Origin of the sequence: Falsiruegeria mediterranea M17, from assembly GCF_900302455.1 — a bacterium.
In the GTDB taxonomy this organism is placed as follows: Bacteria; Pseudomonadota; Alphaproteobacteria; order Rhodobacterales; family Rhodobacteraceae; genus Falsiruegeria; species Falsiruegeria mediterranea.
Genome location: NZ_ONZG01000010.1, coordinates 173,208 through 185,847 on the forward strand (window position 1 = coordinate 173,208; position 12,640 = coordinate 185,847).

General features: G+C 60.2%; 15 protein-coding genes. 2 read left to right on the top strand and 13 right to left on the bottom strand.

Features of this window, described 5'->3' with window-relative positions:
- Positions 1-8: 8 nt before the first annotated feature.
- The 10 genes from TRM7615_RS18870 to coxB all read right to left on the bottom strand — a co-directional run bounded on the left by TRM7615_RS18870 (position 9) and on the right by coxB (position 8,418).
- A complete protein-coding gene (locus TRM7615_RS18870; protein ID WP_108790546.1) occupies positions 9-836 on the bottom strand; it encodes an MBL fold metallo-hydrolase in 828 nt (275 codons plus the stop codon).
- 100 nt (positions 837-936) lie between these two features.
- Complete coding sequence (locus TRM7615_RS18875) at positions 937-1,521, bottom strand: GNAT family N-acetyltransferase (RefSeq protein WP_108790547.1); 585 nt, start codon at positions 1,519-1,521, stop codon at positions 937-939.
- A complete protein-coding gene (locus tag TRM7615_RS18880; RefSeq protein ID WP_108790550.1) occupies positions 1,521-2,783 on the bottom strand; it encodes a M16 family metallopeptidase in 1,263 nt (420 codons plus the stop codon). The genes TRM7615_RS18875 and TRM7615_RS18880 overlap by 1 nt, the downstream gene beginning before the upstream one ends.
- On the bottom strand, positions 2,780-4,171 hold the full coding sequence (gene thrC / locus TRM7615_RS18885) for a threonine synthase (RefSeq protein WP_108790553.1): 1,392 nt from the start codon (positions 4,169-4,171) through the stop codon (positions 2,780-2,782). The genes TRM7615_RS18880 and thrC overlap by 4 nt, the downstream gene beginning before the upstream one ends.
- Before the next feature lie 6 nt (positions 4,172-4,177).
- A complete protein-coding gene (locus TRM7615_RS18890; RefSeq protein ID WP_108790556.1) occupies positions 4,178-4,846 on the bottom strand; it encodes an SURF1 family protein in 669 nt (222 codons plus the stop codon).
- A gap of 109 nt (positions 4,847-4,955) precedes the next feature.
- Entirely contained in the window at positions 4,956-5,768 is an 813-nt protein-coding gene (locus TRM7615_RS18895; protein ID WP_085796563.1) for a cytochrome c oxidase subunit 3, read from the bottom strand.
- A 23-nt stretch (positions 5,769-5,791) separates the two neighbouring features.
- Positions 5,792-6,367: a cytochrome c oxidase assembly protein gene (locus tag TRM7615_RS18900; protein WP_108790559.1), complete on the bottom strand. Its 576-nt coding sequence runs from the start codon at positions 6,365-6,367 to the stop codon at positions 5,792-5,794.
- Positions 6,367-6,531, bottom strand: a complete 165-nt coding sequence (locus tag TRM7615_RS25610) for a cytochrome c oxidase system small membrane protein (protein WP_165821477.1) — start codon at positions 6,529-6,531, stop codon at positions 6,367-6,369. Before TRM7615_RS25610 ends, TRM7615_RS18900 begins: the two co-directional genes overlap by 1 nt.
- Positions 6,528-7,487, bottom strand: a complete 960-nt coding sequence (gene cyoE, locus TRM7615_RS18905; RefSeq protein WP_108790564.1) for a heme o synthase — start codon at positions 7,485-7,487, stop codon at positions 6,528-6,530. Before cyoE ends, TRM7615_RS25610 begins: the two co-directional genes overlap by 4 nt.
- A 94-nt stretch (positions 7,488-7,581) precedes the next feature.
- On the bottom strand, positions 7,582-8,418 hold the full coding sequence (coxB, locus tag TRM7615_RS18910; RefSeq protein WP_108790581.1) for a cytochrome c oxidase subunit II: 837 nt from the start codon (positions 8,416-8,418) through the stop codon (positions 7,582-7,584).
- 176 nt (positions 8,419-8,594) lie between these two features.
- On the opposite strand from coxB, the gene tldD reads away from it, so the two are divergent.
- Positions 8,595-10,016: a metalloprotease TldD gene (gene tldD / locus TRM7615_RS18915; protein WP_108790664.1), complete on the top strand. Its 1,422-nt coding sequence runs from the start codon at positions 8,595-8,597 to the stop codon at positions 10,014-10,016.
- A gap of 2 nt (positions 10,017-10,018) precedes the next feature.
- Here tldD and TRM7615_RS18920 read toward each other — a convergent pair whose 3' ends face one another.
- Positions 10,019-10,426, bottom strand: coding sequence for a hypothetical protein (locus tag TRM7615_RS18920; protein ID WP_108790584.1), 408 nt, complete (start codon positions 10,424-10,426; stop codon positions 10,019-10,021).
- Positions 10,423-10,674, bottom strand: a complete 252-nt coding sequence (locus TRM7615_RS18925) for a hypothetical protein (protein WP_108790586.1) — start codon at positions 10,672-10,674, stop codon at positions 10,423-10,425. Before TRM7615_RS18925 ends, TRM7615_RS18920 begins: the two co-directional genes overlap by 4 nt.
- A gap of 265 nt (positions 10,675-10,939) precedes the next feature.
- Between TRM7615_RS18925 and dprA the strand changes: the two genes are divergently transcribed.
- Positions 10,940-12,085: a DNA-processing protein DprA gene (dprA, locus tag TRM7615_RS18930; RefSeq protein WP_108790588.1), complete on the top strand. Its 1,146-nt coding sequence runs from the start codon at positions 10,940-10,942 to the stop codon at positions 12,083-12,085.
- Positions 12,086-12,088: 3 nt separating this feature from the next.
- Here the strand turns inward: dprA and TRM7615_RS18935 are convergent, their stop codons facing one another.
- Positions 12,089-12,526, bottom strand: coding sequence for a hypothetical protein (locus TRM7615_RS18935; protein WP_108790590.1), 438 nt, complete (start codon positions 12,524-12,526; stop codon positions 12,089-12,091).
- Positions 12,527-12,640: the final 114 nt, after the last annotated feature.

Genomic DNA, 12,640 nt, shown 5'->3' on the forward strand with positions numbered 1-12,640 from the left:
CTCTAACCCTAGTCTTCGGGATCGATCAGGTATTTGGGTTCGAGCACGATCACCGTGGGGCGGTCGGGCAAGGTTGCCAAAGACACCTCGATCTCGCTTGTCCAATTGCGCTGTACATCGAATTCTTCGCGAATTCCGACCAGAAACGCCCCAAGCGTATAATCTCCAAACCAATGCATTGGAATAACAATTGACGACTTGAGCCGGTTGATCACTTTGATCATTTCCGGCAGCGCAAGTGTTGAACCGCCATCCACGGCGGCCATCACCACATCGAGCCGCCCGAGGGCTGCAAACTGTTGGTCGCTTGGCATGTGATGCAGGTGGCCAAGATGCCCGATGCACAGCCCCTCGACCTCGAACACAAAGATCGAATTGCCCTTGGGTTCGACCCCGCTGAACTGCGAGCGGATGTCGGTCGAGACATTGCGGACCAGCATTTCACCCAGATCCAGATGATGCTCAATGCCTTGGCCGAACTCTTCGCCCCAGCCGTTGAGCGGGTATTTGATCGCAGGGTCGGGAAAGGCGGTCCAATGAGTTTCATGGGCGTGGTTCATGGTGACCACATCCGGGATCAGATCGACGTTGCCAATGAAGCCGGTGAAATCTGTAACGGCGCTCAGCCCCCCATGGGTCTGCAACAGGAACGAAGCATGGGCGATATAGCTGATCCTGACCGAATACTGCGGCACCGGATCCTGCCAGCTTGCTTTGTGCAGATACTCGAGACCGGGGGCTGCATCGGCGATGGCGATACAGTGACTCGGCCGCCGCTCTTGCGCGCCCGCCGCCGCCGCCACCAAACTCAAGACCCCTACCAAAAACCACCGCATGAGCGAAGTTTAGCGTAGTTGAGCCTCAAGTCACCCTATCTTCACCCTTTTTCAAATACTCTGGGGTTTGGGGTTAAACCCCTATCCAACGTCTCAACACTCACCCAACGTCCGTTTTCCCACGCCGATCGCTGCGCAACGATGCATACAGAACATGCGTCCGCCACCGCCCGTTGATCTGCAGATAAGACTGCGCCACGCCTTCGTATTTGAAGCCCGAGCTTTCCAGTAGCCCGCGAGAGGCCGTGTTTTCCGGCAAACACGCAGCCTCGATCCGGCTGAGGTCAAGGCGGGCAAAAGCGTAATGCAGCATCGCACCGATGGCTTCGCGCATGTAGCCTTGGCGCGCATAGGCCTGGCCGGTCCAGTACCCCAGCGTACCTGCTTGTGCAGGTCCACGACGGATGTTGTCCAGCGTGATGGCACCCAACAGGCGCTCGTCCTCGCGCCGGAACAGGAACAGTGGGATCGCAGTGCCGCCCGAGACCGAGCGCTGCGCCCAATAGACCCGGTTGGTGAAGGCCTTGCGCGTCAGGTGGTCGGGGGCCCAGCTGGGCTCCCACGGGGTCAGGTAGGCTTCGCTTGACCGGCGCAAGGCAGACCATTCACGAAAGTCCGAATGCACCGGCGGGCGCAGGCTCAGACGTTCGGTCTCGATCTTCAGCTTGCGCTTGGACAGAAGCATCAGGCGGCGCGCCTTTCTTGCAACTCCTGCAGAGAGGGCGCCGCGTCGACCGGGCCATAGACTGCAAGTGCGGCGGGGGCGCGGACGGCCATCTGCTCGGCAAAGGCGCGCACGTCGTCGCGAGAGACTGCGTCGATCCGGGCCACCGTATCCTCGAGCGAGGGCACCTCGTCCCAGATCTGCACTAGGCGGGCCAGGCGTTCGGCGCGGTTTGACGGGCTTTCCAGCCCCATCAACATCCCCGCCTTCATCTGGGCGCGGGCGCGGGCGACCTCTTGATCCGACATATCGTCGGCGGCGCGCTTCATCTCGTCGATGGTGATCCCGGCCAGTTCCGCGACCTGCTCGCCCGAGGTGCCGGCATAGATCGTGGTGGCACCCGTGTCGGCATAAGCGCCGGTTTGGGCAAAGATGGTATAGCACAGGCCACGGGTTTCGCGGACTTCCTGGAACAGACGGGACGACATACCGCCACCCAAAGCGCTGGAATAGATCTGCGCGGTGTAGATCTGGTCGTCGCGGTAGCCGGGGCTTTCCAGGGCGAGCGCAAAATGCGCCTGTTCCAGATCCTTGAGCTGTCGCGCCTCACCGCCGGTGAACCGGGCCGCATCCGCGATCAGGCCCTTGCGGGGTTTCAGGTGGCCAAACATCTCAGTCGCCATTTTGACCAGCATGTCGTGATCCACGGCACCGGCTGCGGACAGGATCATCTGTTCGGGACCATAATGCTCGGCAACAAAACCAGACAGATCCTCGCGCGTGAAGTTGCTCACCCGCTCGGTCGAGCCCAGAATAGTCCGGCCCAAAGGCTGATCGCGATAGCTTTCTTCCTGTAGCCAGTCAAAGATCACATCGTCGGGTGTGTCTGCGGCCTGACCGATTTCCTGCAGGATCACGCCGCGCTCGATCTCGATCTCTTTGGGATCAAAGACCGGGTTCATCACGATGTCGCCGATCACGTCCATCGCCAGCGGCACATCGGCCTTGAGCACTCGGGCATAGTAAGCCGTCACCTCGCGCGAGGTGTAGGCGTTGATATAGCCGCCCACATCCTCGATCGCCTCGGCGATCTGCAACGCACTGCGCCGTTTGGTGCCCTTGAACGCCATGTGTTCAAGGAAATGCGCAATGCCGTTCTGCTCGATGCGTTCGTGGCGGGCACCGGCGGATACCCAGATCCCGATCGAGGCCGATTGCAGCCCCGGCATATGTTCACTGACGATCCGGAAACCGTTGCTCAGTTGGTCCTGTCTTACTGTCACTTGGCGATATGCTCTTTGATATGGGATTGCAGGACGCCCAGATCATTGGCAACGCGGGTCATCCGTTCCGAGCGTTCATATAGATCAGACATGCGAGAGGGAAGAGGTGGATGTACACCGCTGGCTTCTTCGACCGCTGCCGGGAACTTGGCCGGGTGTGCGGTGGCAAGGGTGATCATCGGGATGGCGGCGTCGCGTTGTGCCTCGCCCACCATCACACCAACAGCCGAGTGCGGACACAGCAGCTCGCCGCTCGACGCCAGTGTCGACTTGATCGTCGCCAGTGTCTCGTCTTCGCTGACGCGGCCCGAGTCGTATTGCTCGCGCAAGGCTTCCATTGCGCCCTGGCTGACCTCGAACCCGCCGCCCGATTTCAATTCGTCCATCAGCTGCGCCACGGCGTTGCTGTCGCGGCCATAGGCAAAATACAAAGCGCGCTCGAAGTTGGAGCTGACCTGAATGTCCATCGAGGGGCTGATCGAGGGGATGGTTTCGCCCTTGTGATAGCCCTGCCCGCTCAGGCAGCGGTGCAGAATGTCGTTCTGGTTGGTAGCCACGACCAGACGCTCGATGGGCAGGCCCATCTGCTTGGCGATGTAGCCCGCAAAGATGTCGCCAAAGTTGCCGGTGGGCACGGTAAAGCTGACCTTGCGGTGCGGAGCCCCCAAAGAGACGGCGGAAGTGAAGTAATAGACCACCTGCGCCAACACGCGCGCGATGTTGATCGAGTTCACACCGGCCAGTTTGACGCCATCGCGGAAGTCGAAATCGTTGAACATCTCCTTCACAGCCGCCTGGCAGTCGTCGAAATCACCATCCAGCGCCAGCGCGTGAACGTTGGCCTCTTGCGGGGTGGTCATCTGACGGCGCTGCACCTCCGAGACGCGGCCATCGGGGAACAGGATGAAGACGTCGACTGCATCCAGCCCCTTGAAGGCTTCCATCGCGGCCGAGCCGGTATCGCCCGAGGTCGCACCAACGATGGTCACACGGTCGCCGCGGCGTTTCAGGGCCACCTGAAACAGCTGACCAATCAGCTGCATTGCGAAGTCTTTGAACGCCAGCGTGGGCCCGTGGAACAGTTCCAGCAGGTAGTGGTTTTCGTTGAGCTGCACCAAAGGCGCGCGGGCGTCATGACCGAACACTGCATAGGCGCGGTCGATGATATCGCGGAATTCTTCGTCCGTGAAGCTGTCGCCCACAAAGGGGCGCATCACGCGATAGGCGACCTCTTCATAGGATTTGCCCGCAAGGTCGGCGATCTCGTCCTTGGTCATCGTCGGAATTTCGGCGGGCACATAGAGGCCGCCGTCGCGCGCCAGGCCGGTCAGCATGGCTTCTTCAAATGTAAGCTCGGGCGCTTGGCCCCGGGTCGAGATGTATTTCATCGCTCTCTAGCTCTCTGTACGGGCGCGGGTGCGCCACAGGAAAAACGCGCTCATGGCGGCCCAGACAAGGGCCAGGCCAAACCATGTGACCGCGTATTGCAAGTGATCGTTGGGAATGCCGCTGGTGTCGACGGGCAAGGGCGTCACATTCGGGTCGGTTTTGGACCTTGCGATCAAAAGGATCGGATCGGTGCCCAAAACGACCGAGGCCATGTCGACCTCACGCGCGAACCAGATCTCTCCCTGGACGTCCGGTTCGGGGGTATAGTCGTCGACCTCGTCCGGCCAATGCAGGTTTCCGGTGATCGTCATCGGGCCGATGGCGCGGAGCGTGTTCTTGTCCTCTAGCGGAACAAAACCGCGGTCGATCATGATCACGCGGGTGCCATCATCAAACGGGGCCAGGATGCGGTATCCGGGGCCAACGCGTTTTACCGAGACCAGCACGTGGATTTCGCCCGGCAGCATTTCCCCGGTCACGGTGACAGGCAGATAGCGATCACGCTCGCGGTCGATCTGATCAGGGACGGCGACGGGATCGGCGGCGATGCGGGCCTCGATCTCGGCCAGCACGCCCTCCTTCCAGGCCAGGCGCTGCACCTGCCAGGTGCCCAGATAGAGCAGCACCCCGAGGCCAGCGGCCACGATGATCAGCAGAAAAAGGAAACGGCCCATGGATGTGCGTTGCCCAACTGGTTGAATTGAAAACAGCGCCCGGGGATGTGCCCCGCGCGCTGTGCTTGTTACGTGTTGTCAGCCGTTTTGCAACCGCTCGACGCCTTTCTTACAGAACCGACTGGCCCCAGAGGTAGACAGCGAAGAACAGGAACAGCCATACAACGTCAACAAAGTGCCAGTACCAGGCAGCGGCCTCAAAGCCGACGTGCTGCTCGGGGGTGAAGTCACCCTTGCCAGCGCGCGCCAGGCAGACCAGCAGGAAGATGGTACCGATCAGAACGTGGAAACCGTGGAAACCGGTGGCCATGAAGAAGTTCGAGTAGAAGATGTCGTCGCCGAATTTCCAGCCTTCGTGAGCCAGCAGCTCGTAGTATTCGAACGCCTGCAGGAAGGTGAAGAAGACGCCCAGAACGATCCCGATGGCCAGACCCTGGATCAGGCCCTTGCGGTCGTTGTCGTGCGCCAGAGCGTGGTGCGCCCAGGTGACGGCGCAACCCGACAGCAGCAGAACAACGGTGTTGATCAGCGGCAGGTGGAAGGCGTCAACCACGTGGATGTCAGGCTGGACGTATTCGGTGCCGGTGTATTCCTGCATCGGATACATCGCATGTTTGAAGAACGACCAGAACCACGCGAAGAAGAACATGATTTCGGACATGACAAACAGGATGAAGCCATAGCGCAGGCCGATGCGAACCACTTTGGTGTGATCGCCGATACGGCTTTCCTGCACCACTTTGGACCACCAGTCGTACATGGTGTAGAGCACCAGAACCAGGCCGCCCCAGAACATGTAGGGCGTGATGCCATGCATCCACAGCACAGCGCCGAACAGCATGATAAAGCCACCGATCGCACCCAGCAAAGGCAGGATCGATGGCGGTAGAATGTGGTAATCGTGGTTTTTAGCGTGTGCCATTTCAGTGTCCCTCACCTAGCGGCTTAGTTCGTTTGATTGTCTGCTTTTGTATCAAGGGCGGCATAGCCCTCGGGCAGATCAATTTCGTGGAATGTATACGACAGCGTGATCGTATGCACATATTTGCCCTCTCGATCCTCGACAATCTCGGGATCGACAAAGAAGGTCACGGGCATTTGCACCCGTTCACCCGGTTGCAGCACCTGCTCCTCGAAGCAGAAGCACTGAATCTTGTCAAAATATCCACCGGCAGCATAGGGCGTCACATTGTAGGACGCCTGCCCGGCCACGGGGCGGTCGGTGGGGTTGTAGGCCTCGTAAAACGCGAGCCCGGTCTCGCCGATGCGCACCTCCATGGTGCGTTCAACCGGCTTGAACTCCCACGGCATGTCGCGGTCTTTTGAGGCGTCGAAACGCACCTTGATGGTTTTGTCCAGGATGGTGTCCGAGCCGGTTTCGGCCACGCCGGTGACACCGCCAAAACCGGTGACCCGGCAGAACCAGTCGTAGAACGGCACCGACGCCCAAGCCAGGCCGCCCATCAGGATAACCACGCCGACGGTCTGCATCACCGTTTTCTGGGGACCGCTCATCGCCATCAGTTCTGCACCTCGGTGTTGGGGACCATCTGGAAATCGCCGCGCGAGACCTTGACGATGGTCAGGCTGAACACGATCACGATGAAGGCAGCCAGCGTGAGGCCCACGCCCAGGTTACGGCCAAAGCGGCGGCCGTGCAGTTCATGCTCTTTGCGCAGGCTCATGACCAGCCTCCCAGACCATAGGGTTTCAGGACGGCCTCGGCCAAGATCGCACCAAAGTGCAGGAACAGGTAAAGCAGAGACAGTTTGAAGAAGCTGCGCTCGACCTTGAAATTGTCGGCCTCGGAGTCGTCCTCGTTGCGGCGCGAGATCTTCCAGGCGCCGTGAAGGAACATGACATTCAGGACCGCCGCGACCACAAGGTAGGTCGGACCACCGATGTCCGAAAACGCCGTGCCAACGGCCAGCAAGGCCAGCAGGATGGTGTAGACCAGGATGTGTACCCGGGTAGAGCGGCGACCGTGGGTCACGGTCAGCATCGGCACGCCTGCGTCGTCATAGTCCGAGCGCATGAACAGCGCCAGCGCCCAGAAATGCGGCGGGGTCCACATGAAGGTCAGGGCAAACATCAGCCAGGGCTCGACCGACATGGTACCAGTCGCCGCGATCCAGCCGATCACGGGCGGGAATGCACCCGCCGCGCCGCCGATCACGATGTTCTGCGGCGTCGAACGCTTGAGCCACATCGTGTAGATGACGACGTAAAAGAAGATGGTGAAGGCCAGGAACAAACCGGCAAACACATTTGCAGCCAGGGCCAGCATGACCACCGACAGGCCCGACAGCGCCAGACCAAGGCTCAGCGCCTCGCCTTCCTGCACTTTGCCCGACGGGATCGGGCGGCCCTTGGTGCGTTTCATCACGCGGTCGATGTCCGCATCCCACCACATGTTCAGCGCGCCGGATGCGCCGCCGCCAATGGCAATGAACAGGATGGCGCAGAAGCCGATGACCGGGTGCACCGATACGGGTGCCGCCACCAGGCCAACAAAGGCCGTGAACACGACCAGAGACATCACGCGCGGCTTGAGCAGCGAGAAGTAATCGCCAAAGCTGGCCTCGTCCTCATAAGCCTTTGACTGGCTCTGTGTGCTGGCGTTGATGCTTGCGTCGGTCATCTTGGGTCCTTCGGGGGCGAAAAATGCGCCGCGTGGCGCACCTTACTTGTCACGTTCGGGTGCGTCGGGGTGTGTCACCCACACCCCATCCGACTTAGTTCGAGGCGACCTGATAGGCCTGCGGAACGCCCGCATACTCTTCGATCGCGCCTTTCAGCCATTCGTCATAGGCCTCTTGGCTGACGACTTTGACGGTGATCGGCATATAGGCGTGGTCTTTGCCGCAGAGTTCCGAACACTGACCGAAATAGATGCCTTCTTTGTCGGCATTGAACCACAGTTCGGCCAGACGACCGGGAACCGCGTCCTGTTTCACGCCAAACGCCGGGATCGTCCACGAGTGGATCACGTCCGCACCGGTCACCTGCATCACGATGGTCTTGCCAACGGGCACGACAACGGCGGTGTCGGTGGCCAGCAGGTATTCATCCTGGCTGTAACCGGCAGCTTCCAGACCTTCGCGGCCCAGCATGAAGCTCTCAAAACCGAACTCGTGATCGACATACTCATAACCCCAGTACCACTGGTAGCCTGTCACCTTGATGGTGATGTCACCTTCGGGGATTTCCTGCTGGTTGAACAGCACCGGCAGGCTGAACGCGCCAATGAAGACCAGAATCAAGATCGGACCAACCGTCCACAGAATCTCGATCGGGGTGTTGTGGGTGAACGACGAGGGGTTCGGGTTGGCGCGACGGTTGAAGCGCAGGATCACGTAGAGGATCAGACCCGCCACAAACACACAGATCACTGTGATGATGATCAGAAGAAGGTTGTCCAGGCTGTGAAGCTCAGAAGCCAGACCGGTTGCTGCGGGCTGAAAGCCCATGGCGCCGTCGACTGGCTTGCCGATGATTTCCAGATCTTGCGCCGCGGCGGGCAGGCTGAGAAGTGTGGCAAACAGCCCCGTAAGCGTGAAAAGGTTTTTCATTTCGTGTCCTGATCGTTTGATCTTTTTGTCCCTGACGGGGCACGGTGAATCAAAACGCACCGGTCCCATTGTCTTTGTCGACGCTAAAAATCATATTCCGGGTGGCAGATAAAGCAAAATGCTTGCGTCAAACAGACGCTATTTTTGATCTGGATCAAATGAACGAGGCCCCGCCCATGTCCCAGGACACCTTTCGACCTTTTGAAACCGTTCTTCCCATGGATGACGCCCTGTCTGTCCTGCAAGGGGCAACCGATGGGGCCGACGACGGAGAAGTCTTTGTCGAGCGGCGCAAATCCGAATCTCTCGTGTTTGATGACGGGCGGCTGCGGTCGGCGTCTTATGATGCTTCCGAAGGGTTCGGGTTGCGCGCTGTGCAGGGTGACGTGACCGGCTATGCCCACTCGACCGAGGTGTCGATCGCGGCGATGAAGCGCGCCGCAGAGACCGCGCGCCTTGCGGTTGGGGCTGGGGGTGGCACCCTGGCCGAGGCCCCTGCCCGCACCAACACGCATCTCTATACGGACGCAGATCCGATCGAATCCGCCTCATTTCCGGTCAAGATCGAGACGCTGCGCGAGATCGACGCCTTTGCCCGCGATCTGGATTCGCGGGTGGTTCAGGTCTCGGCCTCGTTGGGGGCATCCCTGCAAGAGGTCGAGATCCTGCGCCCCGATGGGGTGCATGTGCGCGATGTGCGTCCGATGACCCGCGTGAATGTGTCCGTGATCGTGGAACAAAACGGCCGCCGTGAATCTGGCAGTGCTGGCGGTGGCGGTCGTGTGGGCCTGGACGGGTTGATTGATCCGGTGGATTGGCAGGCCAAAGCGCGCGAAGCATTGCGGGTCGCCCTGGTGAACCTTGAGGCCGTGCCCGCCCCTGCGGGTGTGATGGAGGTGGCGCTTGGCCCCGGTTGGCCCGGCATCCTACTGCACGAAGCCATCGGTCACGGGCTTGAGGGGGATTTCAACCGCAAGGGCAGCTCGGCTTTTGCAGGACTGATGGGACAGCAGGTGGCCGCCAAGGGTGTGACCGTTCTGGACGATGGCACCATCCCGGACAGGCGCGGGTCGATCACCGTGGATGACGAAGGCACGCCGTCGCACAAGACCACGCTGATCGAGGACGGCATTCTGGTTGGCTATATGCAGGACCGGCAGAACGCGCGACTGATGGGGGTGGACCCCACAGGCAACGGGCGGCGGCAGAGCTATGCGCACAAGCCGATGCCGCGGATGACCAATACATATATGTTAGGCGGCGATGCAGACCCAGCCGATCTGGTGGCGCAGATCAAGGATGGCATCTGGGCCGTGGGCTTTGGCGGCGGTCAAGTGGACATCACCAACGGCAAGTTTGTCTTCTCCTGCACCGAAGCCTACCGGGTTGAGAATGGCAAGATCGGCGCACCTGTGAAGGGTGCGACCCTGATCGGGGATGGCGCCTCGGCCCTTAAGCGTATCCGGGGCTTGGGCAACGACATGGCGCTGGACCCCGGCATGGGCAACTGCGGCAAGGACGGCCAATGGGTGCCTGTTGGCGTGGGCCAGCCCACCGTTTTGATGGACGGGCTGACCGTGGGCGGCTCTGCGGCCTGACCCTAAGCCGCGCGCATGTTGGATGCCGGTTCCGGCATCAGGAACACATTGCGCGCGGTATCCGAGGTTAGACGTGCCGTGTCGTACCACTGTGCCAGAACGTCCTTGCACATCAGATCGGGGTTCGCAGAGACGAACCCGGCAAATCCGCCGTTGTGTGATTGGGCCTGTCGTTCGGCAATCAGGCTCATGAACGCGTAAGTTATCGTCAGGTTGAACTTCTGCGGCGCCCCAGCGGCGGCGGCCAGGGTACGGATTCCTTTAGCATAGATCGCCGCCGCATCAATGAAATCGTATTTCTGCAGCAGTTCATAAGCGACCTGCACGTGCTCGGCGTGCCGAAACTGCGTGTTGTCGATCTCATGCGCTTCAAACGCCTGCGTGAGGTCCGAGGTTTGGGTGTGGGTCATGTGTCCTCCTCTTTGAACATGTGACTGTCAGCAGCCGTCCAATCCAGGTCATAGACGCTCTTGAGCTTTTCGATTTTCTCAAGCGTCTCTGCTGAGAAAGGTGGTTTCCCCTCAAAACTGTGCAGCGCCATGCCCTCGATCATGTCACCCAACGACATGTCGAGGTGCTCGGCGAGCGCCTTGAGGACTTTCAACAACCGTTTTTCGATGCGTATGCCGGTTTGAACGCGTTCTGGCTTTTGGATCATATGTGTTACCTAGGTACATTGGTATTATGAGTCAATACGTGAATGCAGTAACCCGTTTCGCCGCGGCGAATCGCAGGGAGAGACCGTGTTGACCGGGCACATGCGTGCAAACCCCACCACAACGGAAGATTTTCCTAAGTAATTTCAATTACTAACCATGGGCGCGCCCAAAACACGTGAAAGAAACGGAATAAATTTTATTCGATTCACCGCGCGTTAACCTCCTCGCCTGTAAACCTTTAGTTGCAACAAGGCGGAGCACAGGATGACCGAGGAACAGCATTCTTCCTATCACCCCCCACTCCCACCCACCACGGAAGAGGATCGGTTTTCGTGGCTCCGTCTTTTGCGCTCGCGACGGGTCGGGCCGACAACGTTTCGGCGACTTCTGAGCGAACATGGCACAGCGCAGAATGCGCTTGCCGCGTTGCCCGAAGTGGCGCGCGCAGCCGGTGAAAAGGACTATGAAATCTGTCCGACCGGTGTCATTGAAGCAGAGCTCAAGGTCGCAAAGGCTGCCAAAGCGCAGCTTTTGTGCCTGGGCGATGTTTTGTATCCCAAGTTTCTGGCCGACATCTCGGACGCGCCGCCCCTGTTGTGGGCGATTGGCGACACGTCCCTGCTGAACCGATCGATGATCGCGATGGTCGGCGCCCGCAATTGCAGTTCGTTGGGGGCCCGCATGGCCCGCGCCCTGGCGCATGATCTGGGGGCCAAGGACAATGTCATCGTGTCGGGGCTGGCACGTGGCATTGATACAGCGGCGCATTTGGCGTCGCTGAAAACCGGCACCGTGGCCGTCATGGCGGGCGGCGTCGACGTTGTTTACCCATCCGAGAATGCAGGCTTGGCCAATGACATTGCGCATCAAGGGCTGCGGGTGTCCGAGCAACCGATGGGCATGCGCCTGCAGGCGCGGCATTTTCCACGTCGCAATCGGATCATCTCGGGCATGTCTCAGGCCGTTGTCGTGGTCGAGGCCGCCGCCAAATCCGGCAGTCTCATAACTGCGCGCGACGCGCTGGATCAGGGGCGCGAGGTTCTGGCGGTGCCGGGGCACCCCTTTGATGCACGCGCTGCGGGCTGTAACATGTTGATCCGCGACGGGGCGCAGCTTGTGCGCAACGCTGATGACGTGATTGCCGCATTGCCGATGCAGGAACCCGAGCAATTGGCTCTGGATCAGGTCCTGCAAGAGGCCCCGCGCCCTGCTCCAAAACGCAGCTTGCAGGAGACCGCGCAACTGCACACCCAGATATTGAACCGGTTGGGCCCCTCGCCTGTGGCCGAGGATCAGTTGATCCGGGACCTGCAGGCCTCGGCCGGAGACGTCGGCCCAGCGCTCGTGGATCTGGAGCTTGATGGCAAGATCAACCGACAGGCAGGTGGATTGCTGTCATTGGCGCACTGACGGTTACAGTCCCTGACAGACCTCTGGCGTCACTGGGCGCCAGATCGCGCAATAGTCCGGCGCCGCCCACCAAACGTCTGTCGCCCCCATTGACCATTGCACAGCGACCCAGACGGTGCCGGATTTCTGGTAGAGCACGTGAAATCGCAAACCATCGAGTTCTTCGTAACTCAGCGCGCCCCGCTGATAGGCCGGTGTGGAAAACAGGTCGATCGCCGCGCCACCCGGTCTTTGCGGCGATAGCGACCAGTAGGCGACATCGCCTTCGGCCCGCAGTTCGTTCACCACAAATTGCACCGGTGCGCCCAACTGCCATTCGACCAGCGGGCGCACGGCACTCATCAAATCGCTGCGGGTTTGACTGCCGCGTGCGGGTTCCGTCCAGGCCTGAGCTGACGCCGCCAGCAGTGCCCATATCACAGCTGCCCAAACCGTACGCATCCCTACCCCCTGTATCCAAAACGCTTCGTCAATCCTGCGCCGAAACGGCACGGATTGACAATCGGCCCTTGCACCCCACATCTTGCCCGGCCATAGAACGCGCCGTATCCGCTT